The organism is Rhodopila sp. (assembly GCF_965277825.1).
GTDB lineage: Bacteria > Pseudomonadota > Alphaproteobacteria > Acetobacterales > Acetobacteraceae > Rhodopila.
In genome coordinates this window covers 2,908,829-2,935,412 of sequence record NZ_OZ255846.1, presented here as the reverse complement: position 1 = coordinate 2,935,412, position 26,584 = coordinate 2,908,829, and the positions used below count along the sequence as shown (strand labels likewise).

26 protein-coding genes are annotated in these 26,584 nt (G+C 65.0%); 13 read left to right on the top strand and 13 right to left on the bottom strand.

Annotated features, from left to right (window positions below; all coding sequences use genetic code 11):
• Positions 1-165 precede the first annotated feature (165 nt).
• The 3 genes from ACQY4T_RS14455 to ACQY4T_RS14445 all read right to left on the bottom strand — a co-directional run bounded on the left by ACQY4T_RS14455 (position 166) and on the right by ACQY4T_RS14445 (position 2,685).
• A complete protein-coding gene (locus ACQY4T_RS14455; protein ID WP_428531609.1) occupies positions 166-867 on the bottom strand; it encodes a TetR/AcrR family transcriptional regulator in 702 nt (233 codons plus the stop codon).
• A 109-nt stretch (positions 868-976) separates the two neighbouring features.
• Complete coding sequence (rlmN, locus tag ACQY4T_RS14450) at positions 977-2,164, bottom strand: 23S rRNA (adenine(2503)-C(2))-methyltransferase RlmN (protein WP_428531606.1); 1,188 nt, start codon at positions 2,162-2,164, stop codon at positions 977-979.
• Positions 2,149-2,685 (bottom strand): invasion associated locus B family protein, encoded by a 537-nt coding sequence (locus ACQY4T_RS14445; protein WP_428531603.1) that lies wholly within the window; start codon positions 2,683-2,685, stop codon positions 2,149-2,151. Before ACQY4T_RS14445 ends, rlmN begins: the two co-directional genes overlap by 16 nt.
• A gap of 861 nt (positions 2,686-3,546) precedes the next feature.
• Here ACQY4T_RS14445 and ACQY4T_RS14440 point away from each other — a divergent pair.
• Positions 3,547-4,791, top strand: coding sequence for a class I SAM-dependent methyltransferase (locus tag ACQY4T_RS14440; RefSeq protein WP_428531600.1), 1,245 nt, complete (start codon positions 3,547-3,549; stop codon positions 4,789-4,791).
• A gap of 82 nt (positions 4,792-4,873) precedes the next feature.
• Here the strand turns inward: ACQY4T_RS14440 and ACQY4T_RS14435 are convergent, their stop codons facing one another.
• Entirely contained in the window at positions 4,874-5,338 is a 465-nt protein-coding gene (locus ACQY4T_RS14435; protein ID WP_428531597.1) for a WHG domain-containing protein, read from the bottom strand.
• Between ACQY4T_RS14435 and ACQY4T_RS14430 the strand changes: the two genes are divergently transcribed.
• Together ACQY4T_RS14430 and ACQY4T_RS14425 are read left to right on the top strand one after the other, a co-directional pair.
• Positions 5,327-5,872, top strand: a complete 546-nt coding sequence (locus tag ACQY4T_RS14430; RefSeq protein WP_428531594.1) for a hypothetical protein — start codon at positions 5,327-5,329, stop codon at positions 5,870-5,872. The genes ACQY4T_RS14435 and ACQY4T_RS14430 overlap by 12 nt on opposite strands.
• Positions 5,873-6,161: 289 nt before the next feature.
• Complete coding sequence (locus ACQY4T_RS14425; RefSeq protein WP_428531591.1) at positions 6,162-6,419, top strand: helix-turn-helix domain-containing protein; 258 nt, start codon at positions 6,162-6,164, stop codon at positions 6,417-6,419.
• Positions 6,420-6,542: 123 nt separating this feature from the next.
• Here the strand turns inward: ACQY4T_RS14425 and ACQY4T_RS14420 are convergent, their stop codons facing one another.
• On the bottom strand, positions 6,543-7,649 hold the full coding sequence (locus ACQY4T_RS14420) for a catalase family protein (protein ID WP_428531588.1): 1,107 nt from the start codon (positions 7,647-7,649) through the stop codon (positions 6,543-6,545).
• A 181-nt stretch (positions 7,650-7,830) separates the two neighbouring features.
• Here ACQY4T_RS14420 and ACQY4T_RS14415 point away from each other — a divergent pair, with 181 nt between their 5' ends.
• On the top strand, positions 7,831-8,490 hold the full coding sequence (locus ACQY4T_RS14415) for a phosphoribosylanthranilate isomerase (protein WP_428531585.1): 660 nt from the start codon (positions 7,831-7,833) through the stop codon (positions 8,488-8,490).
• Between the two features lie 162 nt (positions 8,491-8,652).
• Here the strand turns inward: ACQY4T_RS14415 and ACQY4T_RS14410 are convergent, their stop codons facing one another.
• Entirely contained in the window at positions 8,653-9,063 is a 411-nt protein-coding gene (locus ACQY4T_RS14410; RefSeq protein ID WP_428531582.1) for an aconitase X swivel domain-containing protein, read from the bottom strand.
• Positions 9,060-10,289: an aconitase X gene (locus ACQY4T_RS14405; RefSeq protein ID WP_428531579.1), complete on the bottom strand. Its 1,230-nt coding sequence runs from the start codon at positions 10,287-10,289 to the stop codon at positions 9,060-9,062. The genes ACQY4T_RS14410 and ACQY4T_RS14405 overlap by 4 nt, the downstream gene beginning before the upstream one ends.
• Positions 10,290-10,454: 165 nt before the next feature.
• Between ACQY4T_RS14405 and ACQY4T_RS14400 the strand changes: the two genes are divergently transcribed.
• The 3 genes from ACQY4T_RS14400 (at position 10,455) to ACQY4T_RS14390 (ending at position 13,592) form a co-directional block, all read left to right on the top strand.
• Positions 10,455-11,321 carry an ADP-polyphosphate phosphotransferase gene (locus tag ACQY4T_RS14400; protein ID WP_428531576.1) on the top strand — a complete coding sequence of 289 codons (867 nt, stop codon included), beginning with the start codon at positions 10,455-10,457 and terminating at the stop codon, positions 11,319-11,321.
• A gap of 423 nt (positions 11,322-11,744) precedes the next feature.
• Positions 11,745-13,346, top strand: a complete 1,602-nt coding sequence (gene groL, locus ACQY4T_RS14395; protein ID WP_428531573.1) for a chaperonin GroEL — start codon at positions 11,745-11,747, stop codon at positions 13,344-13,346.
• Between the two features lie 57 nt (positions 13,347-13,403).
• Positions 13,404-13,592 carry a hypothetical protein gene (locus ACQY4T_RS14390; protein ID WP_428531570.1) on the top strand — a complete coding sequence of 63 codons (189 nt, stop codon included), beginning with the start codon at positions 13,404-13,406 and terminating at the stop codon, positions 13,590-13,592.
• Positions 13,593-13,602: 10 nt separating this feature from the next.
• Here the strand turns inward: ACQY4T_RS14390 and ACQY4T_RS14385 are convergent, their stop codons facing one another.
• The 6 genes from ACQY4T_RS14385 to ACQY4T_RS14360 all read right to left on the bottom strand — a co-directional run bounded on the left by ACQY4T_RS14385 (position 13,603) and on the right by ACQY4T_RS14360 (position 18,816).
• The gene (locus ACQY4T_RS14385; protein WP_428531567.1) at positions 13,603-14,160 is read right to left on the bottom strand and encodes a hypothetical protein; all 558 of its coding nucleotides are present in this window, start codon (positions 14,158-14,160) and stop codon (positions 13,603-13,605) included.
• Between the two features lie 63 nt (positions 14,161-14,223).
• Positions 14,224-14,946: a TetR family transcriptional regulator gene (locus ACQY4T_RS14380; RefSeq protein WP_428531564.1), complete on the bottom strand. Its 723-nt coding sequence runs from the start codon at positions 14,944-14,946 to the stop codon at positions 14,224-14,226.
• A 101-nt stretch (positions 14,947-15,047) separates the two neighbouring features.
• Entirely contained in the window at positions 15,048-16,397 is a 1,350-nt protein-coding gene (locus ACQY4T_RS14375; protein WP_428531561.1) for an ABC1 kinase family protein, read from the bottom strand.
• A gap of 150 nt (positions 16,398-16,547) precedes the next feature.
• Complete coding sequence (locus ACQY4T_RS14370; RefSeq protein WP_428531558.1) at positions 16,548-17,498, bottom strand: NAD(P)-dependent oxidoreductase; 951 nt, start codon at positions 17,496-17,498, stop codon at positions 16,548-16,550.
• 18 nt (positions 17,499-17,516) lie between these two features.
• The gene (locus ACQY4T_RS14365; RefSeq protein WP_428490978.1) at positions 17,517-17,843 is read right to left on the bottom strand and encodes a carboxymuconolactone decarboxylase family protein; all 327 of its coding nucleotides are present in this window, start codon (positions 17,841-17,843) and stop codon (positions 17,517-17,519) included.
• 154 nt (positions 17,844-17,997) lie between these two features.
• Positions 17,998-18,816, bottom strand: coding sequence for an SDR family NAD(P)-dependent oxidoreductase (locus ACQY4T_RS14360; RefSeq protein WP_428531554.1), 819 nt, complete (start codon positions 18,814-18,816; stop codon positions 17,998-18,000).
• A 492-nt stretch (positions 18,817-19,308) separates the two neighbouring features.
• Here ACQY4T_RS14360 and ACQY4T_RS14355 point away from each other — a divergent pair, with 492 nt between their 5' ends.
• The 6 genes from ACQY4T_RS14355 (at position 19,309) to ACQY4T_RS14330 (ending at position 26,540) form a co-directional block, all read left to right on the top strand.
• Positions 19,309-20,541, top strand: a complete 1,233-nt coding sequence (locus ACQY4T_RS14355; RefSeq protein WP_428531551.1) for an FAD-dependent oxidoreductase — start codon at positions 19,309-19,311, stop codon at positions 20,539-20,541.
• Positions 20,542-20,653: 112 nt separating this feature from the next.
• A complete protein-coding gene (locus tag ACQY4T_RS14350) occupies positions 20,654-20,743 on the top strand; it encodes a pentapeptide repeat-containing protein (protein WP_428531548.1) in 90 nt (29 codons plus the stop codon).
• A gap of 261 nt (positions 20,744-21,004) precedes the next feature.
• Positions 21,005-21,799 carry a GntR family transcriptional regulator gene (locus ACQY4T_RS14345; protein WP_428531545.1) on the top strand — a complete coding sequence of 265 codons (795 nt, stop codon included), beginning with the start codon at positions 21,005-21,007 and terminating at the stop codon, positions 21,797-21,799.
• Entirely contained in the window at positions 21,796-23,070 is a 1,275-nt protein-coding gene (frc, locus tag ACQY4T_RS14340; RefSeq protein ID WP_428531542.1) for a formyl-CoA transferase, read from the top strand. Before ACQY4T_RS14345 ends, frc begins: the two co-directional genes overlap by 4 nt.
• Positions 23,071-23,823: 753 nt before the next feature.
• Positions 23,824-25,338 carry a DEAD/DEAH box helicase gene (locus ACQY4T_RS14335; protein ID WP_428542882.1) on the top strand — a complete coding sequence of 505 codons (1,515 nt, stop codon included), beginning with the start codon at positions 23,824-23,826 and terminating at the stop codon, positions 25,336-25,338.
• Positions 25,335-26,540, top strand: a complete 1,206-nt coding sequence (locus ACQY4T_RS14330; protein WP_428531539.1) for an acyl-CoA dehydrogenase — start codon at positions 25,335-25,337, stop codon at positions 26,538-26,540. The genes ACQY4T_RS14335 and ACQY4T_RS14330 overlap by 4 nt, the downstream gene beginning before the upstream one ends.
• Positions 26,541-26,584 lie beyond the last annotated feature (44 nt).

Sequence of the window (26,584 nt, the reverse complement as noted above, 5' to 3'; positions counted from 1 at the left end):
CGGCACTCTCCTAATCACGGTGAAATTGGAGAGATCGCTCCAATAAATTGCAGGTGGAGCGGCACGGACCTGCAATCAAGGGAAATACTGGAGCGGCGGCAACAATTACCGAGTGGCTGCTTTGGCGGGGAGTAGTCCGCGCATCAGGCCCGGTTGGCGAGGTGCCTATTTCGGCGAGACCCGGGCGCTCGTGGCTGGGGATTGCGCCCGTGACCGCTGGTGATTGGCTCGCGCGTGCCCGCTCGGCACCGCGGGCCAGGCGCGCATGCCGACTTCGACGATCTCCAGAAGACGCTCGCGGGACGCCCCATCGCGTGCCTGAACCACCATGCCGCGCGACAACGCGCTGTAGAACGCGGCCAGCGCTTCGACATTGGTATCTTTCGGCACGTCGCCTTCGCTGATGCCTCTGCGAATGCGATCGGCCATCGCCGACTGTCCGGCGCGCCGATACCCTGCCATTCTGTCTCGCAAGGCGATGAGCGCTGGGGAGACATGCGTGCCGGCCAGCGAGATCATGCAGCCCGAAGGCATGTCATCGAGGGTGGCCTCGCGCGCAGCCGCATTCAGGAGCTGGTGGAAGGCTGTCTTTGCATCTATGGCGGCCCCGAGTTCGCCGGCAAACCATTCGCTGGAACGCGCCATGAACGCCTCCGTGGCCTCCTGATACAACCGCTCCTTGCTGCCGAACGAGTTGTAGAAGCTGGACGGACTGATGCCCATGGCGGTGATCAGATCGTCGAACGAGGCGCCTTCGTAACCGCGCTCCCAAAAAAGCTTCATCGCCTGACGCAGGGCAATCGAGCGATCAAAGTTCTTGGGCCGACCACGGGCACGCTTGGGGCCATTGCTTGCTTCTGTTGCCATCGCTCCTAACCTTTGCCGCTGCCGTTACAGCACCAGCGGCAAGATATAGGAGCTTTCGCTCCAAATTTAAGCTAATGCTGCCGGAGCTGGATCAACATTGGCACTGCGGTCAAGATAAAACGGCGCGCGGTGGTTTGCTGCCCATACTCGTGTCGGTGCGCAACTGGCCGCAGGCGGCCAGGATGTCCTGACCGCGCGGGGTGCGGATCGGGGCGGCGAAGCCGGCGGCGTTGACGATCGCGGCGAAGCGGTCGAGCGCGGCCTTGCCGGTGGGTTGGTAGTGCGAACCCGGCCACGGGTTGAACGGGATCAGGTTGACTTTGGCCGGCATGCCGGCGATCAGGCGCACCAGTTCGCGCGCGTCGGCGGCGGAGTCGTTAATTCCTTGTAACATGATATACTCGAAGGTGATGCGCCTGGCGTTTGAGGAGCCGGGGTAGCGGCGGCAGGCGGCGAGCAGGTCGGCGATCGGGTATTTGCGGTTCAGCGGCACCAGTTCGTCGCGCAGGTCGTCGCGCACGGCGTGCAGCGAGACCGCGAGGTTGACGCCGAGTTCCGCCCCCACGCGGTCCATCATCGGCACCACGCCGGAGGTGGACAGCGTGATGCGGCGGCGCGACAGGCCGATGCCTTCATTGTCCATGACGATCTTCATTGCCTTGGCGACGTTGGCGTAGTTGTACAGCGGCTCGCCCATGCCCATCAGCACGATGGTCGACAACAGCCTCGGGGTCTCACCCTTGGGCGACGGCCATTCGCCGTAGGCATCGCGGGCGGCCATGAATTGACCGACGATCTCGGCGGCCCCGAGGTTGCGCACCAGGGTCTGGGTGCCGGTGTGGCAGAAGCGGCAGGATAGGGTGCAGCCGACCTGGCTGGAGACACAGACCGCGCCGCGGTCCTCGGCCGGGTCGGGGATGTAGACGGTCTCGGCTTCCTGGCCATCGCGGAAGCGGAACAACCATTTGCGGGTTTCATCAGTACTGGTTTGCACGATGGCGGCCTGGGGTCGACCGATGACGAAGTGGTCCGCGAGGCGACCCTGCAAGGGCCGGGCGATCGAGGACATGGCGGCGAAGTCGGTCACTCCCTGGTGGTAGATCCAGTGCCACAACTGCTTGACGCGGAACGATGGTTCGCCGATGGCGTCGATCTCGGCGGCGAGTTCGGCTCGATCGAGGCCGACGAGGTCGCGTCGGCCGTCGGCCGCGGTCGCCGCCGGCGGATCGAACAGCGCGGACTTTGCCAGGATACGGGTGCGATCGGCGGCGGACAGGTCGGTCATTTCGCCGGACATGCCTTGACGATCGCGGCGTAGGCCTGGCTGAAGCCTTTCAAGCTGAAGCTATCGGTAACTTCATGGGGTGCCGGCGAGCGGGCGATGGCTCGGCTGCCTTTGGTGAAGGCGACGACCGCGGCCTTGCCGTCACGGGCGAAGGCGTTGCGGCCCGAAGTGTAGAAGTCGAGGCCGGTCTGATCGACCTGCAGCGTGACGGTGGCGTTGGCGGCGTAGGTCAGACCGGCCTCGATGGCAACGGCGTCGCGGCCCGCGGGACGCTCGGTCACGGTCAGCACCACGGGGCCTCGGCTGGGGAGTGCGGGGGCCGAGCTTTGCACCCGGGTGAAGGCGTAGCAGACGGACTGGCCGGATTCAGTGTGAGTAGCGGCGGTCCAGTCATCGAACCGGCCGATCATTTTCGGGCCGGCTAGGGCGGCGGATTTGTGGGTCGGGGGCGGCGTCTTCTTGGTCTCGGCGGCGGCGGCCGGTATGGCCAGCAGCAGGGCAACGGTCAGCAGGCGGCGGAATCGAGTGTTCATCGGCGCAGCAATAGGGCCGGCGGGGACGCCTGCCAAGCGCGGCGCGGTCATCGCTTATTCGCGTTGTTGTGCGCCGCGCCAGGGGGCGGCGGATCGGGGGGCGCTCCCGGTCGTTTTGCGGCGGATCGTATTGTGGCGAATAGGGGCGCAGCCAGTCGGGGTTGGTCTTGCGGAAGCGAGGCGCGCCGTGGCCGGACGGTGCGAGGGTATCGAGCGGGCCGCGCAAGCCGACTGGGCGATCGGCGAACCGACCTCGCTGCAGCAGCCGGTCACATAGCACCAGCGCACCGGCGACTGCGAGATTGGCGGCGGATCGGGTCGGGATGCGGATCATGTGATCGCACCGCGCCAGCAGATCGGCACGTTCCGGACCGATCACGTAGGCGGCGGCCACGATTGACGGAAGGTGGGCAGATCGACGGCGTCGGGCAGCAGTTCGACCTCGACCCGGGCGCAGCCGCGGGCAGCGACGGGTCGTTCAATGTCGGGTAGCGCCAAGTCGGCACGTGCAGCCGGGTATGGGCGGTGTAGGTGGTGCGCGCGGAGCGCGGGAGTCCCAGCCGGTGGCGATGGTGAAGCAGAACGACGCGCGGAAAAACATGAGTGGTGCGCAGCAGCGCGCCGATATTGGTCGACTTGGAGATTCCCTCGGCGCCAATGCCGGAGTAGCCGCGCGTCCTGGATTCAACCATCGGGGCAGTTTGGCTCAGCTTTGGGCGGGATGTTACTGGCGGCGGAGTCGCGGGCGCGCGGCGGATTGATCCGAGGCTTGCCGGTGAGAGCGTGGCCCGCGTCGGCTTTCCGCACGGATCGGGGTGCGAAGGTAGCCGGGCGGAGCCGGATACTCTAAATGCGGGCGGGATGACCGATGCCACCGATCTTCGCCTCGCCGGGCAGTACGAGGCCTATCCGTATCCGAAGCGCGACCCTCGGGAGGAGGCGAAACGGCTGATCGTCGGCAGCCCGAGTCACCTGCGCGAGGTCGATCACTGGGTGTTCGGCGCGGCGCGGCCGACGTCGATGGCGCTGAACGCGCTGTTCGCCGGTGGCGGCACCGGCGACGGCACGATCATGCTGGCGCAGCAGATGGCGCGGCTGGGTCGGGCGGGGCGGGTGACCTGGCTGGATCGGTCCGCCGCGGCGCTGGCGATCGCTCGCGGCCGGGCGGAGGCGCGCGGATTGACCAACATCGCCTGGGAACAGCAGTCGCTGCTGGAGTTGCCGGGATCTGGGCTCGGACTGTTCGATTATATCGATTGCTGCGGGGTGCTGCACCATTTGCCCGATCCGGCGGCGGGGCTGCGGGCCTTGCTGTCTGTGCTGGCGCCGAACGGCGGCATGGGGCTGATGGTGTATGCGCCACACGGCCGCACCGGGGTATACATGATGCAGGACGCGCTAGGCCGGCTGGCGCCCTCGGAGCAGCCGCCGCAGCAGCGGCTTGACGTGGCCAGGCGGGTAATGCGGCATCTGCCGGAGACGCAGTGGCTGCGGATCAACCGCAACTTTGACGATCACGTCAATGGCGGCGACGCTGGGCTCTACGATCTGCTGCTGAACCCAAGGGATCGGGCGTTCACGGTGCCCGAGCTCAACGCGCTACTGACCCAGGCCGGGCTGAGGGTGATCTGTTGGGTGGAACCGATCCGCTACGACCCGGCTCCATTGCTGCCCGACCCCAAGCTGCGCGCCAGGCTGGAGGCGATGGATGCGATCGAGCATGCGGCGCTGGCCGAGGCGCTGGCCGGCAACATGGCGGTGCACATCGTCTATTGCGTGCGTGACGACGCGGTGCCGCCGCGCCCGGATCCGTTGGCCGAGACGGCGGTGCCAGTGTGTCGCGAGATCTCGGGCGAGACCATGGCGGGCTGGATCCGGCCGGACGGCACCTTGCTGATCAATTTCGACGGGCTGCGGCTGCCGGTCGCGTTGCCGCCGCTGGCTTCGGCGATCCTGCCGCTGATCGATGGCGAGCGCAGCGTGGGCCAGATCGGCGCCATCCTGGCTGGGCGCGGCAGCAAGCCGGAGGTTTTCGCCAAGGCGTGGCGGCAGACCTTCGAGGCGCTGGAGCGGATCAACCGTTTGCTGCTGGCCGCGCCTGGGTAGCGGGACCCGCGCTTCGCCTGAGTCTTGCGATCTAGCGCCGCGGACCTCGTCAGTGGTCCGCGACGGGCTTGAAGGGACTGTTTCACAAAGCGGATCGGACCATCCGATCGAGCCATTCGGCGAGCAGGTGCCGTTCACCTTCGGTCAATCCACCCGCGCCCGGCAGCAACGCCCGCAGCGTGGTCGAAACCGACGCCAGAGTCAGCCGTTGCGGTCCCGGCCCATCGGTGATGATCGCAGCAATGACGGCCTCGCGCGTCGCCGCGGACAGGCCGGCATCGGGTTCATCCACAGGCAGCTCCAGAAGGATGAAAACCACGCCGCAGGCGGCAGCGCGCACCATGTCGGCCGCCCGACGCTCATCGACGCGTAGCCGCCCGGCGAGTGCCAGCGACCGCATCCGCTGCCGCAGCATCGCCAGCGCCCGAGCCGCTGCGGGCGACGTCGCGCCGGGACGCGGGTCGCCATACATTGCTGCGAAGATCGCCGGGTTGGCGAGGCCGAAGCCGACATGGAGGTCCCACCCGAGAGTCACATGGGCACGCACGCCGCATCGCCCTTCAGTGATCACGCCGCGATCGAGGCGTTCCTCGCCGAGGCAGGGATGCCGTTCACGTCACTGCGAAACGGCTTCTACGCCGAGAGTGCGTTCCACCTCGTCGGCCGCGCTTTCGATACCGGCGAAATCCGCGCCCCCGAGGACGGTCCGGTGAGCTGGACCGCGCGCGCTGACTTGGCGGAGGCTGACGCGATCCTGCTTGCTGAGGAAGGACGCCTGGACGGCATCACGCCCCCATTGACCGCGCCTGAGACGTTCACCATGGCGGATCTTGCCGCCATCGGGTCGGAACTGACCGGGCGCGAGATCAAGCGGGTCATGGTATCCGACGACGAATGGCGCGACGCGAAAGTGGCCGACGGCCTGCCCGCGCCGATGGTGGAGATGCTGCTCGGGGTATTTCGGGGCGCCCGGCGGGGCGACTTCGCCGCGGTTGACCCCACGCTGGAAACGCTGCTCGGCCGCCGCCCGCGAACGATGCGTGACGTGCTTGCCGGCATCCTCAAGCCAGCCCAAGGCTAGCGTTCACGGCGCTAACAAGGGTTCGAATCCCGTATGGTACGACCGTGGAACAATAGTTTTCGGAGTAGCACAACGCCTAATTAGCCGACTTAAGGCAACTGTTCAGAGCGCTCGGCATCTTGGCGTGACGAAGTTACAGTCGCATACCCCAACGCGCCGCCTTTCGATACAGTGTGCTGCGCGATACGCCTGAGGTTGGTGCGCTGATAAGTAGTGGGCGGGCCGGAGATGTCGACCACGCCAAGGATCTCCTGGCTGACGGCCGGGCAACATCCGCCAACTGCGGAGCGTGCTGACTCGCCTGAGTTTGTCGGCGAGCGGCGCCGCGATTACCGGTGAGGATGTCGCCGCCGTGCTCGATGGGGCGCCGGTCGAGACGCAGGGTGCCGCTGCTTCTACGCCAGCCAGGTTGAGGGGGTTAATCCGCGGGAATGTCCGCGAAACGCTGGTTTCCACATCCGGCAACATCAGTGAAGCCGCTCGGCGTCTTGGGGTGTCACGCAACACGGTCTATCGTGCGTTGGCGGGGCGAGAGTTGCCTCCGTGATACAACCGCCAATCATAACGAATTAACAACGGCCATGTTGGCAGTCGACTTGCGCGACTCGCCGGCCAGGATCGGGCACACTACTTGCGGTCCTGACTTGGTCCTCATGCACCCTTCGACCGGCTAGCCGAACTCGCCGCCTGGGGGCTCTTTTATTGGACAACCGTTATGGCTGCCGCGAAATTCGGCGGCGTTCGCGTAGGCATCCTTTCGCGCTCGGTTGACGCCGCCAAGCGGACGATGTGCGGCAAGCCCATGCCACGGCGCAAATGACGCACCGTCATCCACCGCAGCCACGTTCTCGGCACTCCAGGCATCCTGTGCCGGCGCCGAGATCCGTGCGACAGTAACGTATGGACTCTTGTCTTCCGGCCACGGCACTGACGCGTCCTCGATCGGCATGGTTTGCAGGTCGGTATTGAGCTGAACCTGCAACTCCCATTCGCCACCGTCGCGGCCGAAATGCTCGATCACCGCTTCGCGCAGCGCATCCGGGCGAGCGTTCACGTCGACCGATTGCCTGGTCAGCGCCCGCAGTCCGGGCGAGGACGGCACCAGCGCGAACTTGCAAATATAGCGGCCAAACAGAAACGGCGTCTGGCTGTAAAATGTCTCACCCAGGATGTGGGTCGCCGCGTGGCCTCCCATGGTGACGACAGTGGAACTCTTCCCGCCGAACGCCTCCAGGATGGCTTCAGTACCGCGAGCAACGCGGGACAGGACTTCCTTCACCGCCTCGTATTTGTCCGTTGTGCCGGCCAGGGTCTTTAGATTGCCGAGAAATTTCGCCGCGGTCGGTGCGCTAAAGGCGGGCGCGTTAACCATGAGAAAATCCTGCGTCACGTCGGCTTCGCTGCCAGGCAACCGGGCTCCGTCCACGCCGATCACCTTGATCGCCACGCCTCGCGGTGTGGACACGCTGTCATTCAGAATGTCGCCCGGCACGGTCGAGAGCCGCATCACAACCCGATAGTTGCCGCCCTTTGAAAACAGCCCCTGGGCGAGCACGCCGGGCAGATTTTCGGGTACCGCCAGGCTGCCGAACAACACGCCGTGCGACTTGGCATGCACGCTGCGCATCGCGTGGCCGGAATGCTCAAACGTGGTCTCGCGGATGCTCTTCAGCGCATCTTCCAGCCCGATCTCGGTATCGGCCTCGTTCTCCTCAAAATGTTCCATGTCCGGCTCGAATTTGAGCGGGTTGTCGGGGGCGGAGGCTGACTGACTCATAAGGATTCCTTCGGTTCCGGCCGGAAACGCCGCTTGGCCGCAGCCGTTCCGAGGCCTTTGTTCACAACCGCAAGATTGCTCGCGCAGCGCTTGCGACTGTCCAACGGCTGCGTTGGTGACACGCTTGACGACGATCCGGACACGCGCTTGGGTGCCTCCGGCAAGCCATCAGGCAATGCCCATGCTGACCCAGATTTACGAGGTTTCCACACCCGAACAGGCAGCCGCGCTGTCAGCCATCGGCATCAGCCATATCGGCTTGCTGATCGGTGATGGAGAGTTCCCGCGTGAACTGTCGGTCGCGGAGGCGGCGCGGATCGCCGGCCATATCATTCCTCCATCGAAATTCGTGGCGTTGTTTCTGACCGCCGAGTTCAGCCAGATCGAAACCGCGCTGCGCCACCTCACCCCGGCCATCGTTCACCTTGGCGCGGCTGCTGAACTGCTCGGCCCGGCAGACGCTGCAAAGCTGAAGAACCGATCGCCTGGCCTGGTTATCATGCGCAGCGTGCCGGTGTTCGGTGAACCCAGCCTGCGCATCGCACGTAGCTACGACGGTATCGCGGATTTCCTTCTGCTCGACAGTTATCATCCTCGGGATCGGCAGATCGGCGCACTGGGTGTCACGCATGACTGGAGCATCAGCCGCCAAATCGTCCGATCGGTGCGCACACCGGTGATCCTCGCCGGTGGCCTTGGACCCGACAACGTCGCCGCCGCGATTCGCGCGGTTCGACCGGCTGGTGTCGATTCCAAGACTAGGACCGACAAGCGGGGGTCGCATGATAAGGATATCGACCAGGTTCGGCGCTTCCACGCCGCGGCCGCGGCGGCACGATGATGCCTGGTTTCGCGGCCGCGCCGCGCTACCTAAGCACCTCGGCTGCCCGTTCCGCCGGCGGCGTTTGCGGCTGCGCCCGCAGCGCACGGTTCCCTCGATCACCACCATGCCGATGCAGTCGCCGACGCCACGTTGGTGTTCCTTTGCCCTCGTGATCGGCGATCAGCCCAGCACTCGCAGCATCGCCGGAGCGACCGCTGTATCCAGTTGCACCAGCGCGCCGTCAGCTACCGCGCGGGTGATATCGACCTCGAAGCCGGACATCATCGTGGCGTCGGCCAGCGCCGCGCCCTGCACCATGATCGGATTGACGGTGTTGAACACCAGCGCCGCTGGCAGCATGCCGCGTGCCGCCATTTCGTGCAGCATCCACGCCGTCGCCACGCCGCCCTTGGCCCGGTCCAGGATCAGCACCAGCCCGACATAGGACCGTCCGAACAGCGCGTGCTGGGGCCGCGAGAACACACCGGCGGTGCGATCCAGGTCGTAGCGCGCGGAAAATCCGTCGCTCGCCACCAGCGCCTGGCCGCGAACCGAGCGGCCCATCGCCGCCTTCGCCGGGTAGGCGGTCACCGGAAGTGGCCCGAACAGGCGGCGTCGATGCACTGGTCCATCGACAACAGCACCGGCGCGTAGCCATAGCCGCCCAGGATGTTGGTCAGCTTGGCCGAATTCGTCGCCAGTCGCTTCCAGCCGTTCGCCTCGGCCAGTTCACGGGCATAGCTTTGATAGAAGCACATGCCGGACAGCAGCATCGCGCCCGACGCCTCGATCCGGGCGGTCAGGCCCATGCGGTCGGCGTCGGGCTTCACTTGCGGGCTGGTGATCGCCAGCAGCGGCACCGTGGCGCGGCGTCCGTCCAGGCGTTCGGCCAACATCCGCAACTCCAGCAGCGACAACTGCGGTGACGAGAACACCACGACATCGACCGCGTCGCCGCCGCCGGCGTATTCGCCCAGCAGAGCGGCGGTGTCGGCGCGTCCCACGGTGATCGGCGCTGGTGGCGCCGCGTCGAACGCATTGGCTGCCTCGGGCGTGACGCCCTCGATATGAAACATCGCGACGCTGCCGAAACTTGCCATCGCGGCACCGAAGTGTTTCAGCTCGTCCGATCCGGGCACGCGGTCCAGGCCGCGGATCACCGGCACCCGCCAGTAATCCCCAGCGAGGCGGCCGACCACGCCGCCGAACGCGCCCCATTCGTGCAGCGCGCCAGGCGTCCAGGCCGCCTCGATCAGCAATGACCCGCGGCGGCACTCGTCGAGATGGTAGCCATAGCGCGGGGTGAAGCCGGTCAGCCCGGCAGCCAGCGCGGACGGTCCGCCCTCGAAGTTCGACCGCGCCCCGAACACCGAGTTGCAGTAGATCGCCACGCCGGTGTCGCCATAGGCCATGTGCTCGCCGCGCACCGGCGGCATGATGGTCTGGTAGTTGATGCAAGTGTCGGTCATCAGGATCCCAAGCGCGGCGAACGCGTTGCAGGTGCGGCGCTCCAGCGCGACTATCCAGTCCTGCTGACGCAACCGGGCCGCGGCGCCGAAGTCGGTGCCGCGCGGATCGGTTATGGTTGGGATGCGCACCAGCCGCTCGGTTTCCGGCATCGCCGCGAGGCGTTCAAGCAGCACCACGCCGGCTTCGCCGAGCGACTCGCTGTCAGCCACGATATGGGCCTGTCGCACGGCAATGAGGTCGCGTGCCCCGAGGTAACCACCGACGCGGATCTGGTGCTCGACCGCCCAACGCCTGGCCGCGCCCATCTCGCCACGGCGCATCGCTTCCGCTTCGTCACCAAGCCGCATCCGCGAGTCCTCCCCGCGTGATCAGGCCCGCGACGGCGGCGGGCGTCAATATCGGTTCGGCCACGACAGGCCCTTTGATCGGTTCGATGCGCCGGCTTGACGCTAGGAGCGCAACGCCGCAGAAGCCGTCTTTGCTTTGCAACAGGCGCCTGCTGAAGGAAAGCGATGAAAATCGAACCCAAGGATTTTCGTGTCCCCGAGGGCGCCCATGTTGAGCTGAAGAAGTGGCCGACCGAGGTGAAGAAGGTCTACAGATCAAAGCATGACTATCACAAGATCCTGGACGACCATGTCGCGGCGCTGAGCGAGCAACAGCAGTTGCTGTACAGTTCCCGCCGTCACGCCATGCTGCTGATCTTCCAGGCCATGGACGCGGCGGGAAAGGATGGCGTGATCAAGCACGTGATGTCCGGGGTCAATCCACAGGGCTGTCAAGTGTACAGCTTCAAGCAACCGAGTGAAACCGAGCTGCAGCACGATTTTCTGTGGCGGACCAACCGACAATTGCCGGAACGCGGGCGCATCGGCATCTTCAATCGCTCGTATTACGAGGAAGTCCTAGTCGTGCGCGTGCATCCGGAACTTTTGCACGACGAGGGCCTGGTCGAACCGATCAATGAAGCCGCTGTCTGGAAAAGCCGTTATCGCTCCATTCTGGACCTGGAACGCCATCTGCATGAAAACGGAACCCGGACCATCAAGTTCTTCCTGCACTTGTCGAGGCACGAACAGCGGAAGCGCTTTTTGGCCCGCATCGACGAGCCGGAGAAGAACTGGAAGTTCAGTCGGTCCGACGTCAAGGAACGTTCGTTCTGGCCTCAGTACATGACGGCCTACCAGGAATGCCTGAGCACCACGAGCACCGACCACGCGCCCTGGTACATCGTCCCCGCCGACGACAAGGACAATGCTCGGTTGATCGTATCGATGATCATTTTGGAGACGTTGCAAAAGCTGAAAATGTCATATCCGGAAACCAGCGATGACCGTAGACAAGAACTGATGGCAATTCGCAGGCAACTGGCGGAGTAGACCCGCGCTGGAACGTTGCCCAGTCCACTTCATGCACCGCTGCTGCAGCCGCAACCCGTAAAGTCTAGCCGTCGCGGGATAGTCGCCGGCGATCGCCGAGGAGCAGGCTGAATCTCCGCCACGCGGGGGGTCCAAGCACGCCAGCCAACGACTACACGACGGATGCGCGTTGACAGCCAGCAACGGGTGAACACCCCAGTCGGCTTTCGCCAAGCGCGGCGGCCGACGGAATTAGCCCCTGGCACTCGCACGGGAAGAGTGCTAAAGGCGGCGCACCGGTGAACCAAATCTGTCGCGGCGGGCAGGTTTAACTTGCCTGATCGCCCGCTCGCCAGCGCGTTCGGCGAGCGACTGATAACCTCGTCACCGGCCGGTGCCGGTCAGCAGCCGGCGACGCAGTCGATTTTCGGGAAGGATACGCACATGCCTGCCAAGGACGTTCGATTCGGAGGCGATGCCCGCCAGCGCATGACGCACGGGGTTGATACCCTCGCCGAGGCGGTGAAGGTCACACTGGGTCCCAAGGGACGCAACGTGCTGCTGGACAAGAGCTACGGGTCACCGCGCAGCACCAAGGACGGCGTTGCCGTCGCCAAGGAGATCGAGCTTTCTGACAAGTTCGAGAATATGGGCGCTCAACTTGTGCGCGAGGTGGCCAGCAAGACCAATGACATCGCCGGCGACGGCACCACCACGGCGATCGTGCTGGCGCAGGCGATCATCCGCGAGGGCGCCAAGGCGGTGTCCGCCGGGATGAACCCGATGGACCTCAAGCGCGGCGTCGACAAGGCGGTGACCGCGCTGGTCGAGGAACTGAAGAAGCGGTCGCGGAAAATCACCACCCAGGCGGAAACCGCCCAGGTCGGCACGATTTCGGCCAACGGCGAGGCCGACATCGGCAAGATGATCGCGCAGGCGATGCAAAAGGTCGGCAACGAGGGCGTCATCACCGTCGAGGAAGCGAAGACCGCGCTGACCGAACTCGATGTTGTCGAGGGCATGAAGTTCGACCGCGGCTACATGTCGCCGTACTTCATCACCAACGCCGAGAAGATGACGGTCGAACTCGAAAACCCTTACATTCTTCTGAACGAGAAAAAATTGTCTAGCCTGCAGTCGATCCTGCCGGTGCTGGAGGCGGTGGCGCAGTCGGGGCGTCCCTTGCTGATTATCGCCGAGGACGTCGAGGGCGAGGCGCTGGCGACGCTGGTGGTAAATAAACTGCGCGGCGGCCTGAAGGTTGCCGCTGTCAAGGCGCCGGGCTTCGGCGACCGGCGCAAGGCAATGCTGGAGGACCTGGCGATCCTGACCAAGGGCGAGCTGATCAGCGAGGACCTTGGGATCAAGCTGGAGAATGTGACGCTGGCGATGATGGGAAGCGCCAAGCGGGTGCTGATCGACAAGGAGAACACGACCGTCGTCGAGGGCGCCGGCAAGAAGGCCGACATCCAGGGCCGCTGTGCGCAGATCCGCGCCCAGATCGAGGAAACCACCTCGGACTACGACAAGGAGAAGCTGCAGGAGCGGTTGGCCAAGCTGGCCGGTGGCGTCGCCATCATCCGCGTCGGCGGCGGGTCCGAGAGCGAGGTGAAAGAGCGCAAGGACCGCGTCGATGACGCGCTGCACGCGACCCGCGCGGCGGTCGAGGAAGGCATCGTGCCGGGCGGCGGCGTCGCGTTGGCGCGCGCCTCGCAGATCCTGGCCAAGCTGAAGGGCGACAACGAGGATCAGCGGGTCGGGATCGAGATCGTGCGTCGCGCCGCGCTGGCCCCGATGCGCCAGATCGCCGCCAATGGTGGCGAGGACGGCGCGGTGATCTCGGGCAAAACGCTGGACAAGGACGACTACAACTGGGGCTTCGACGCGCAGACCGGGGACTTCAAGGATCTGGTCAAGGCCGGGATCCTGGACCCGACAAAGGTGGTGCGCTGCGCGTTGCAGAACGCCGCCTCGATCGGCGGGCTGATGATCACCACCGAGGCGATGGTTGGTGATCATGTGGAACCGCCGGCCAAGGACGCCTGATTGCTATAAAGCTTGGCGCTCGCCGCATCGCGTGCGGCGGGCGCGACGGAGGACGCGATGACCGAGCAAGACAAGCCCGATCCGGCGCGGGAGGCGTTGACAACGGAGCTGATCCGGCGTGAGGCGTTGCGGCGCGCGGCGACGGAATTGGCGCGAACCGCGCCGGGCGGAGTGGAAAGCGTGCTGGCGCGGATCTCGGCCGAAGTAACCGCGGAAGCGGCGAAGGGCAAAAAGGCCGAGCGGTAAGGCTGCGCAATCAGCCGCGATTGCCGCCGACTGGGAAGGATTGTTCCTGAGCCCGCGCGGTCGCCAGATTCGCCTCTTGAACGTAGGGCAGGTTTGCCAGGATCTGCATGGTCTGTTGCGGCGGGTAGGCAAAGATCGGTGAGGCCAGCACCTTGCCCGCCGCCGGCCCGTTGGCGGTCTGCAGATCGAGGCTCAATGCCAGCAGGGTGTTGACCACAAGTTGCGACGGGGTGCCGGGGCGGATGCCGAGAACGGCGCGAAGCTGGTCACGCGCCTGGCCCATGCGGAGCTTTATCGATTCGTCCATGCTGAACCAGCGGGGGTTTTCCCTCAGTTCACCGGACAGATACTCCAGCGCGACGACCGCCTTCGCGGCGTCGATTGGATTGCCCCTAGTGTTGGCGGGTGAGCCGAACGCCCAGGCCGACTGATTGATCGCACCGATGTCGTTATCCTGGTAAACGCCGTAGACACCAGGCGGCAGGTATGGGGTGCCTCGGGATGCCGGCAGTGTGCCGCAGGCGGAAAGACAAAGCGCCAAAATCGACAGGCTGACCAGGGTGCGCATGCAGGCATTTCCAAACAGTGCCAGCTTCGATATGGGAGGCTCAGTGGGTGCGCCTAGTCCCTGTCAGGCTGGGGCGCCAACAATTGAAAACCCACCGTCCAATATCGGTGAGACTGTTGGGGTCGATGTTAAAGCAACCGACGCCGGTGGGATCGAAGCCGGCGGGTTCGAGGGTGCGGAGGGTTCCGGTCTGGGCGGCAGGATGCTGTCGGAGGCGGCGGTGAGAAATGCCTGGGCAAGTATCGGATCATCAGCGAGGCGGGACAGCACGACCGCGCCGACCATGGTGGACAATCCGGCAAGGGCGCCTTGCCGGCGCTCCGGCAGTACACGAGCGAGCGCGTCGAGCATGCCTCGCAGGGCACCGGCAACGGCCTGCCGCGAAGCCGAACGACGAGCGACGTCGGGGCCGATGGTGGCGAGCGGACAGCAGTGCGCCGAGGCGACGCGGCTCGGGTCAAGGTAGTGGTCGACGTTCTGAACGAGCGCCGCGTCGGGGTCCGCGGAGCGGCTGATGCTGTCCCACTTGGCGGCGGCCTTGGTCAGCATCGACTGGGAGACCTCGGCGGCCAGCGCTTCCTTGGAGGCGAAATGGAGATAGAATCCGCCGTGGGTGAGGCCGGCCTGGTGCATCACCGCATCGACGCCGACGCCATCGACGCCATGTTTTCGGAACAGGTCGCCAGCGGCGGTCAGGATACGCTGGCGGGCGTCCTGGTTGCGGGCTTCCAGGCTGCCGGTCGGTCGCCGTTTGCGGCGGGGTCGCAATGGCGTCGGTTCGATCATGACGGGGCTCCTGCGCTGGTCTTTTTTGGACCGGAAGCCTGGTTCGTCGGCAAATCGGTGGCAGCTCGGGCCGTGCGCCGCGCCCGGCGTTGACGGTTGGATTAGCGCGCCGACGGAACCCCGGCCTCAGCCAACGCAGCAGCCTGCCGTTGGGCCAAAGCCGCTTCGCTGAAATCGGCGATCAGATCGTGGAACAGGCGGCTCCAGTTCAGTTCCGCCTTAAGGCGCACGAAGACACCGCCGAGCCCGATCGCAGAGCGATCCATCAGCACGAACTCGCGCGGCGGCATCACCCCGCCGGTGCGCTTCAGCCCGGCATGCACACGCTCGGCGACTTCGCGGCCGAAGGTTGGATCGTTGGTCTCTTGTATGTTTCGCACGCGGTCCTGGGTCAGCGGTTCGTAGAGGAACCGGGCCCACATGTTGAGCACGTCCATCTTTTCCCGCGACAGATCGGTGAAGCCCCAGGTTTCGTACGCGTGATGGGCCTTGTCGTCGTCGTGGTCGCGCACCGCCTCGAACAATTCGATGACCCCAGAGACGAAGCGCGCCCCGAATACCCGAATGGCGCCGAAGTCGAGCAGATTGACCGATCCGTCCTGGCGCACCTGATAGTTTCCCAGGTGCGGATCACCATGGATCACGCCGAAGCGATAGAACGGCACGTACCAGGCACGGAACAGCGCCTCGGCAATCCGATTACGCTCCTCTTGCGGCGGATCCTCGGCCAGGCGCTGCATCAGCGGCCTTCCGTCCAGCCAGGTCATGGTCAGTAGACGATGCGTGCTGAAGGCCGGCATCGGAACCGGCACGTGCACGCCCGGCTGGCCATTGAGCATCAGGCCGTACAACCGCATCTGCGACGCTTCGCGCAGGTAGTCCAGTTCCTCACGCAGGCGTTCGCGCAATTCCTTGTAGATCTCGTCTTGCTGAATGGCGTTGTCCATGCGGTGATACACCGCCATCGCCAGCTTCAACTGCCGCAGGTCGGCCTCTACCGTGCTGGGCATGTCGGGATATTGCAGTTTGCACGCGACCTCGGTTCCGTCCGGCAGGCGGGCGCGATGCACCTGCCCCAGGCTGGCGGCGGCGGCGGCTTCGTGGCTGAAGGACGCAAATCGCGTCTGCCAGTCCGGCCCGAGTTCGCTGGCCATGCGTCGGCGGACGAAATTCCAGCCCATGGCCGGGGCGTTCGACTGCAACTGCGCCAGCTCGGCGGCGTACTCAGCGGGCAATGCGTCCGGCACGGTGGACAGGAACTGGGCGACCTTCATCAGCGGCCCCTTCAGGCCGCCGAGGATGGTCTTCAGATCCTCGGCATGCGAGGCCCGATCGGTCTTGATGCCGAAGACCCGTTCTCCAGCGACGCGGGCGGCGATCCCGCCAACGGCACCCGAGGTGCGAGCGAAGCGGCGGAACTCGCCGAACAGGCTGCTACCCGACATGGCCATGCCGAGGCAGACAGGGCCGAGCCTGGGATGTCATCGGGTGGTTCTCATTCGGTTGCGCATCAACCAACATATTTGCGACGCCGCGGCCGATTGCAACCACTGATCCGGTTGGGCAATTCCAATGTCTGCGCCGCGGAGCAGCGGCGGCGGTCAACCGTTCTTCGTCTTGTTCTCCATCGCCTCGGCCAGCCGTTGCGGATCGACCTTGATCTCGACCCCGGCGCGTTCGGTCTGCAGCAGCATGATCGACCGCGAGTCCCGATTACCCCAGTCGCGGTTCAGCCCCTCCGAGAGATCGGCCAGGGCCAGGTTGGCGAGCCGCATTGGCACGTTGAGCTCTCGACCCAGAGCGGTGGCAAGACTGACATCCTTGTGCGCCAGGCGCAGGGCGAAGGCGGCTGGCTCGTAATTGTTGGGCAGGAACTGGTCGGTCAGTGACTCGAACGCGCCGCGTCGGCCGATGGCACCCTGGCGAACCGCGTCCCAGATCGCCAGCGGTTCGATTCCGGCCTTCACGCCCATGCTGAAGACCTCGGCCGCCGCGGCGGTGGCAATGTAGCCGTAACAGTTGTGCACCAGCTTGGCGACCGAACCGGCACCGATCGGGCCGATATGGGTTGCCGCGTCGCCGATGGTGTCCAGCACCGGCTTCCACTTGGCGAACACCTCGGCATCGCCGCCGCACCAGATCGCCAGCTTGCCGCTCGCCGCGCCGCGCGGGCCGCCGCTGACCGGGGCGTCGAACAGGTGAGCGCCCTTGTTCTGGTAGTCGGTGTGCGCCTCGCGCACTGTGGTCGGCGAATTGGTCGTCAGGTCGAAATAGGCCACGCCGGCGCGGATCGTGGACAGCAGCCCGGCGTCGCCATAGCTCACCGCGTCGAACTCGACCGGTCCCGGCAGCGAGGTGAAGACGATGTCGCACGTGGCGGCAATCGCGGCCGGCGTGTCGGCCCACACCGCGCCGTTCTTGAGGTGGGTTGCTGCGGCGTCGCGGCGGACATCGTGAACCATGACGGTGTGGCCGTCTTTCTGGATACCTTTCTGCAGATTCGCGGCCATGCTGGCGCCCATGGTGCCAAGGCCGATAAAGCCCGCCTTCATCGTTCGCGTCCCCTCAGCTTACGGATTGGCCTCGAAAATCTCCCGCGCGAGGTTGGCTGCCGACATCGCCGCTGGCCAGCCGGCGTAGAACGCGACATGGGTGATCATTTCGGAGATTTCGGTCTTGGTCAGGCCGTTGTCCAAGGCACGCTGCAGATGCCCGCGAAGCTGCTCGGGGCGATAGGTGGCGGTGAGCACCGCGCAGACGATCAGGCTGCGGTCACGCTTGGATAGTTCCGGGCGTTCCCAGATGTCGCCGAACAGGACCTGTTCGGTGACCTCGATCATTTTCGGCACGGTGTCGCGCACGCGGTCGCGGGATGCGGATGATGGAACCTGGGCCATGGTTTTTCCTCCTGTTGGGGGTCGAAGCATTGCACACCAAGCCGGTTGCCCTGTCCAATCGCGGCGATGATCGCGGACCGGTTGGCGCGCAGCTTTCGGGCGCCCAGACAGGCCTGCGATCGGCGACGCGTGGTCACATAGCCGCGGGCAAAAATCAGGGCATCGCCGCAGTGCTGCCGCCGTCCACCACGATCTCGGTCGCGGTGATGAAGCGCGCCTCGTCGGAGGCCAGGAACAGCACGGCGTGCGCCACGTCCCAGGCGTCCCCCATGTGTCCCATTGGCACCGCCGCGTTGCGCGCCTCGATCAGTTTCTGGGCGTCGTTGCCGCCGACCGTGTGGGCCAGCCGATACTCGACCAGCGGGGTGTGCATTAGCCCCGGCACGACGGTGTTCACCCTGATGCCCTGTTTGGCGTAGGTGCCGGCAACAGAGCGAGAAAGCTGGATCACCGCGGCCTTCGCGGCGCTGTAGCCCACATGGGACCGGCCGGTGAGGAAGTCGTTGCGCATGCCGGCGACCGAGGCGATGTTGACGATCGTCCCCGTGCCCTGCTCCAGCATCACCGGCAGCACGTATTTGCAGCCCAGGAAAGCGGTTTTCAAATTGAACTCGATCTGGCGGTCCCAGACCTCCTCGGCCATCGAGACCGGGTCGCCGGGGGCTGACCCACCGACATTGTTGACCAGGATATCGATCCGCTTGAAGTGACGCAGGCAGGCCTGAATCATCGCCTGGACGTCGGCGGCGACCGTCAGGTCGCAGTGGTGGGTGGCGCTGGTGCCCCCCTCGGCCTCGATGATCGACCGGCTTGCCGCGACCGCCGCTTCGTTGATGTCCACCAGGAAGACCGAGGCGCCCTGCCGGGCCAGCAGGATGGCGGTGGTCTTGCCGTTGCCCCAGATTTCGCTATCCGCTGGGCCAACCGACCCGGCTCCGGCGACGATTGCGACCTTTCCCATCAAATCCAGCATTCAGGTTCCTCCGTTCGATGCCTCGTTGCGCTGGGCCGCCGATGCACCGGTACGGGGCCGCCGAGGTCGGCGGCGCCGCGCCGGTCGAGCATTAGCCAGCCGCACGGCTTCGGATTGACCGCCCCATGCTGCGCATCCGTTTGGCGGTTGGCAAGCGGCGGCGGTGGCGGGCGAAGACTGTGTCTGCATACGAGACAGTGGCCGCGATCTGGATGCACAAGATAAAACGATCGTGACGAAACATCATTGATGCCACAACAGCGGTCACACATCCGGGACAATTCGGCGCTTAGTTGTACTAACCCGTCGCATGATGGGGCTGATGGCAGCGGCGTTGCATCAAAATCCTGTCTGAATCACGAGTTTTGTTCCAAAGCAGCTTTAGTTTGGTTGGCGTCCGCGAATTGCGAGGATCACCGCTCATTCGCTGTTGATTACCGGACCATGACAGATTTCCGCTACATCGTTTCGGTATCTTCGGAGCGGCGATCAGTGACCAGTCTCGTTTCGGATCGTTCAAATGATCCCGGATCTTTCGACATCGTCGTCGTTGGTGGCGGCGTCGGCGGGACGCTGGCGGCGACGCTGCTGGGGCGGGCCGGGTACACAGTGTGTCTGATCGATTATCATGCGGTTTATCCGCCTGATTTCCGAGCCGAACATCTGGATGGTCCGCAGATCGGACAGCTCCGCCGCCTCGGCTTCCTCGATGACCTGACGCTTGGTCTATACCGTGGGGAAACAGTGACGCTCGCCCGGGCCGGACGTATCGTCGGGACCAGCGGCACGATCAACTACGGCCTGCGCTATGAAGACCTGGTCAACCGGGCGCGTGCAGCCTTGCCGCCGGAGGTTCGGACCGTGATCGGGCGGGTCGCCCAGGTCGACACCAGCGATACGATCCAGCGGGTGCGGTTGTCCGACGGGGGTATGATCACCGGCCGTCTTGTCGTCCTGGCGACGGGTCAGGGACAGGCGATTGGCAAAGCCCTCGGGATCGGTCGGCGGCTGATCCGGCAGGCGCATTCGCTGACCTTCGGTTTCGACATCGAGCCGATTGGCGACACTTGTTTCGAGCATTCCTTCCTGGTCTACCAGCGCGAGCAGATCCGTGACCGGATCGACTATCTGGCGGCCTTCACGATGGGTGCGACGACGCGGGTCAATCTGTTCACCTACCGCGACTACAAGGAGCCTTGGACACGGGCTTTCATGGCCGATCCGGCGGCAGGGCTGCGCGGCACGCTGCCGGGGCTGGCCTCGGTCATGGGCGCCTACCGCCCGACCGGGCCGGTGGTGGGGCGGCCGATCGACCTCTACACTTCGGAACGGCATCGGCGGGATGGTGTCGTGATGATCGGGGACGCGTTTCAGGCTGCTTGTCCGGCGACCGGGATGGGCATGGTGCGGCTGTTGACCGATGTCGAACAGCTTACCGCGCTGCACATTCCAAGATGGCTGCGAACGCCGGGGATGAACGCGGCCAAGATCGGTTCTTTCTACGACGATCCGGTAAAGCGGTCTTGCGACGAAAAGGCGCTGCACGATTCGGAGTATCGGCGCGCGCTTTCGACCGAGCAGAGACCCATCTGGCGGCTGCATCGGGGTCGGATTCGGACAATGCAGACGATGGCGCGATGGTGGCATCGTCAGCCAGCGCTGTCCTATCCGCGCATCAGTGCGGACCCGCCGGGAGACATGGCCGGCGATCCAGCCCGGGCCTGATCGCGATCGGCTGATCAATGTCGGCCGCGATCGAGGCGCGCGAGCAGAAGCGAGCCATCCTCACCATGCGCATCGGCCAAAGGTACCGCCTCGTGCTCGAGCCGGCCTGACCGTGTTGACGTTGTTTTCTGGGGCGGTGTTTTCTGGGGCGGTGTTTTCTGGGGCGGTGTTTTCTGGGGCGGTGTTTTCTGGGGCGGCGTAGTCTCAACAATGCCGCCGCCCCGGCGACCTGACCCCGCTCAGGATCGGATGGCGATCTCGCTCGCCCGGACCAAAGAGCGGACGGAGGTGTGGCAGTATCATCGGTTTGTTTCCGGCCAGACGCCATCTTGGCCCACCGGGCACGTCCAGCAGTCCGGGCACGTCCAGCAGTCCGGGCACGTCCAGCAGTCCGGGCACGTCCAGCAGTCTTGACCAGCCCTGGTATACAAAATACAGAATACCGCAGCGACGGAGGACAGGGTTGTCACACACCCAGCCGAGGCTTCGGATCAAACCGCTGGATATCAAGTTGGGTCTGCGCAAGCAGGCCTGCGACGCGATCAAGCGGGCGATCATGGAGATGGACATCTACCGCCGCGCCGAGGATATCCGGCTGGATGAGCGCCAGCTTGGCGAAGACCTCGGGGTCAGCCGCACGCCGATCCGCGAGGCGTTGTCGGTGCTGGAGCAGGAAGGTTTCGTTCGCTCCATCCCACGCCGCGGCATCATTGTGGTGCGCAAGACCAAGCGTGAGATCGTCGAGATGATCACCGTATGGGCGGCGATCGAAGGCATGGCGGCGCGGCTTGCGGCGCGTGCCGCGCCGGCGAAGGAAATCGCCGCGCTGACCCGGCTGATGGACGCGTTCGATGCCGACCCGTCGGGCCATCTGACCGAATACTCGGATGCCAATATGGAATTCCACCGCGCCATCATCCGGCTGGGCGGAATCGAATTGATGTCGCGCCTGACCGATACGCTGTTCATCCACATGCGCGCGGTACGGGCAGTGACGATAACGCAAGACAACCGGGCGCAGCGTTCGGTGGCGGATCACCGGGCGATCATCGCGGCGTTAGGGGCCGGCGATCCGGACCTGGCGGAAAAAAGGGTGCGCGAGCACACGCTGGGTCTGGCGGCGCATGTCGAGCGGCACGGCGATTTCATCGACGCACCAGCGGACCTGGAACCAGAACCACAGGCGGTGGCGGCGAGCACGGCCGCCGACAGGATCAAAGGTTATAGGAATAACATAGTTCAGGGAGAATTGGCATGACCAAGGCACTCGACGGCGTCCGCATTCTGGATTTCACCCACGTGCAGTCGGGCCCGACCTGCACCCAATTGCTGGCGTGGTTCGGTGCCGACGTGATCAAGGTCGAGCGTCCGGGGGTGGGTGACATCACCCGCGGTCAGTTGCAGGACATCAAGGGCGTGGACAGCCTGTATTTTACCATGCTGAACCACAACAAGCGCTCGATCGAGATCGATGGCCGGCACAAGGTCGGCAAGGATGTTCTGGAACGGCTGGTCATCTCATGCGACGTGATGGTGGAGAATTTCGCCCCCGGCGCGTTGGACCGCATGGGATTTACCTGGGCGCGTATCCAGCAACTCAATCCGCGCATGATCCTTGCCTCGATCAAAGGTTTCGGTCCCGGCCCGTATGAGGATTGCAAGGTCTACGAGAATGTCGCCCAATGTGCCGGCGGTTCGGCCTCCACCACCGGGTTCGACGACGGGCCCCCGATGGTGACCGGAGCGCAGATCGGCGATTCAGGTACTGGCCTGCACTTGGCGCTGGGGATCGTGGCGGCGCTGTTCCAGCGCAACACCACCGGGCGTGGCCAGCGGGTCGATGTGGCGATGCAGGACGGCGTGCTGAACCTCTGCCGGGTCAAGCTGCGCGACCAGCAGCGCCTGGCACACGGACCGTTGACCGAATATCCGCAGTATCCCGAAGGCGAATTTGGCGAAGCGGTGCCGCGCGCCGGCAACGCCTCGGGCGGCGGCCAGCCCGGCTGGATCCTGAAGTGCAAGGGATGGGAGACCGATCCCAACGCCTACATCTACTTCATCGCTCAGGCGCCGGTCTGGGAAGCAATCTGCGACGTGATCGGCAAGCCGGAGTGGAAGACCGACCCGGACTATGCCAAGCCCCCCGCCCGGCTGCCGCGGCTGCGCTCGATCTTCGACACGATCGAGGCCTGGACAATGACGCAGGACAAGCTGGAGGCGATGACCATACTCAACCAATATGACATTCCCTGCGGTCCGATCCTGTCGATGAAAGAACTTGCCGAGGACCGGTCGCTACGCGCCGCCGGCACGGTGGTCGAGGTCGAGCATCCGACGCGCGGCCGCTACTTGTCGGTGGGCAATCCGATCAAGATGTCGGACAGTGGTTCCGATGTGAAACGCTCGCCGCTGCTGGGCGAGCATACCGAGGAGATCTTGCGCAGCGTGCTGCAGCTCGACGACAGCCAGGTAGCGGAGGCGCTGGCGTCCGGAGCGCTCGGCGGGGCGCAGCGAGCGGCGGCTGAATGAGCCTGGGCACTCGGCCTCGCATCTGGAGTTGCGGGTGGTCGATCGGATGCAAGGTTCAGCATCGCTGTGACGTGGCGCCTTGCTGGTCCTTGACTTTTGTCCTGGCAATACCGATACCCGGCCCGGTGAGCGAGTGGATGCTGGGCACCTCGCATGCGGGATTTGCGTTTGGCCACAGGGTACACGCACTGCGCCCGCCGCCAAATGCGGAATGATCGACCATCAAACGCACCCACGCAATCGACTGGACCGGATTTGAACGAAACCACCACCGCCCCACGGGAACCCACCGACGCGGAGCCTCGTGTCGCGGCGAACCAGGCAGCGAAGCTTGCCGTAAAGAGCCCGAACGTCGCCGAGGCGACCGGCGTCGCGATCGACTCCGGGGCGGCGAGCGCTTCTGGGGCGAGTGCTTCTGGGAAAGGGGATCTGTCCGGCGCCGGACCGTTCGACCCCGAACTGCCGGTTCGAGCGAACACACAGCCGCCAGGCGAAGCCACCGCGCGAGACGTTGCCGACCGATCCGGATCCGAGCATGAGCCCGAGCGTCAGGTCGATGATCCGGCCCCGGACGAAGCCGATGCAGCGGAGCGCCGTTCAGCAGGCGAGCAACAAACTTATGCGGAACCCCAGCACGTTACGGACGGCCAGCCCGAGCTGATCCCGATCGAGGCGGGTCCGCCACCGGAAACAGCGCGCACCGTGTTCGCCGATCTTGGCCTGTCCGACGAGGTGCTGCGCGCCATCGACGACATGGGCTACCGACATCCGACGCCGATCCAGGAGCAGGCGATACCATACGTGCTGATGGGCCGCGACGTCATGGGCACGGCACAGACCGGGACCGGCAAGACCGCAGGCTTTACCTTGCCGATGCTGGATATCCTGTCCGGCTCGCGCGCCCGGGCCCGCATGCCGCGCAGCCTGATATTGGAGCCGACGCGGGAGCTCGCGCTGCAGGTCGCCGAGAATTTCGTCGAGTATGGCAAGTATCTGAAGCTGACGCATGCCCTGATCATCGGCGGCGAGAGCATGTCCGACCAGAAAGAGGTTCTGAACCGCGGTGTCGATGTGCTGATCGCCACGCCGGGTCGATTGTTGGATATGTTCGACCGCGGCACCATCCTGCTGACCGACACCAAGCTGCTGGTGATCGATGAAGCCGACCGCATGCTGGACATGGGCTTCATCCCCGATGTCGAGCGGATCGTTTCGATGTTGCCGGCGACCCGGCAGACGCTGTTCTTCTCGGCCACGATGGGGCCGGAAATCCGCCGGCTGGTGAATGCGTTCCTGACCAACCCAAAGGAAATCGCGGTTTCCCGAGCCGCCTCGGTGGCCACGACGATTACCGAGGGAATTGCTCTGGTCGCCGATCACGACAAGCGCGAAGCGCTGCGCCGGCTGATCCGCAGTCAGGCGGTGCAGAATGCGCTGATCTTCTGCAACCGCAAACGCGATGTCGATATCCTGTACAAATCGCTGAGCAAGCACAATTTCGATGCCGGTGCGCTGCATGGCGACATGGCCCAGACGGTGCGCTTCGCGACGCTGGAGAAGTTCAAGGCAAATGAGCTTCGCCTGCTGGTTTGCAGCGACGTGGCGGCTCGTGGGCTGGACATCGGAGGTCTGTCGCACGTGTTCAATTTCGACGTGCCGATCCACGCCGAGGACTACATTCACCGCATCGGCCGCACCGGTCGCGCCGGGCTGGAGGGTAAGGCCTTCACCATCGCGGCGCCCGACGATCGCTATGCCGTGGAGCAGATTGAAAAGCTGATCGGCCATCCGATCCCGCCGATCCTGGTCGAGGGCCTCGATCCGGTGGATTGGGCGGAGCGTGACGGCCGCAAGCGCCGCGGGCGCAAGACGACGGAGCCGAAGCCTTCCGCCGCGAAGCCCAAGGCTCGGGAGAGCCGGGAAAAAACCGACAAGCCGCGCGGTGAGCGGGGACGTCCGGGGCACTCCGAGCGCCCACAGCCGAGTTCTGCCGAACAACCTGAACTGGCGATTGCCGCGGATCGTCCTGCGCGGCGCAGCGAACCGAGGCGCGAGGAAGCAAGGCGCGGGGACGCTCGTCGGCCGGACCCGAGGCGGGAAGAGCCGAGGCGCGAGGAGCCAAGACGGGACGAAGGCCGGCGCGACCGCTACCGTCGCGACGAAGACCTCGGGCCCGCGGTGGTTGGCTTCGGCGACGAGGTTCCAGCCTTCATGTCGCTGCGCGCGCGACCCAACCCACTGGCGCGAACTGGGGAGAGCGATGCATGAACGACGCCCCGCCGCGCCCGGCAGGCCATTTCACACGGTTTGCCTGGGACGATGCGCTCCGCCTTGAAACCGCCCTGTCGGAGGACGAACGAGCGATCCGCGACGCTGCCCATGCGTTCTGCCAGGAGAAGCTGTGGCCGCGCGTGCTGATGGCGAACCGGCTGGAAAGATTCGACCGCGAGATCATGAACGAATTCGGCGAGATGGGTTTTCTCGGCGCCACTCTGGATGGCTATGGCTGTGCGGGCATCAATTACGTCAGCTACGGCCTGATCTCGCGTGAGGTGGAACGCGTTGATTCGGGTTACCGGTCGGCGTTCTCGGTGCAATCGTCCCTGGTGATGTATCCGATCCACGCTTTCGGATCGGAGGACCAGCGGCAGAAATATCTGCCTGGGTTGCGCACTGGCGAGTTGGTCGGCTGTTTCGGCTTGACCGAACCAGATGGCGGGTCCGATCCGGCATCGATGCGGACGCGGGCGAAGGCGGTCGACGGCGGATTCCTGCTGAATGGTTCGAAGACCTGGATCACCAACGCACCGATCGCCGATGTGCTGGTGGTGTGGGCGAAGGACGACACCGGCGACATCCGTGGATATATCCTGGAACGCGGCATGGACGGCCTGAGCCAGCCGAAGATCGAGGGCAAGTTCTCGCTGCGTGCCTCGGTCACCGGCATGATCATGATGCAGGATGTGTTTGTTCCGGCCGAGAACCAGTTGCCGTCGGTCAAGGGGCTGCGCGGCCCGTTCTCGTGCCTCAACAACGCCCGCTATGGCATTGCCTGGGGTGCCCTGGGGGCGGCCGAGTTCTGCTGGCAGGCGGCCCGCGAATACACCCTGCAGCGGATGATGTTCGGCCGGCCGCTGGCCGGGACGCAACTAGTTCAGAAGAAGCTGGCCGACATGCAGACCGAGATCACGCTGGGGCTGCACGCCGTGCTGCGGCTGGGCCGGTTGATCGACGAAAACGATGCCGCGCCGGAGATGATCAGCCTGTTGAAGCGCAACAATTGCGGCAAGGCACTGGACATCGCCCGGATCGCTCGGGACATGCATGGCGGCAACGGCATCGTTGACGAGTACCACGTCATCCGTCACGTGATGAATTTGGAGACGGTGAATACTTACGAGGGCACGCATGATGTGCATGCGCTGATCCTGGGGCGGGCGCAGACCGGACTCTCGGCGTTCGGGGGTTAGGCCCTGGATACCTCAGGCCCTGGATCTCGCTCAGTTCAATCTTT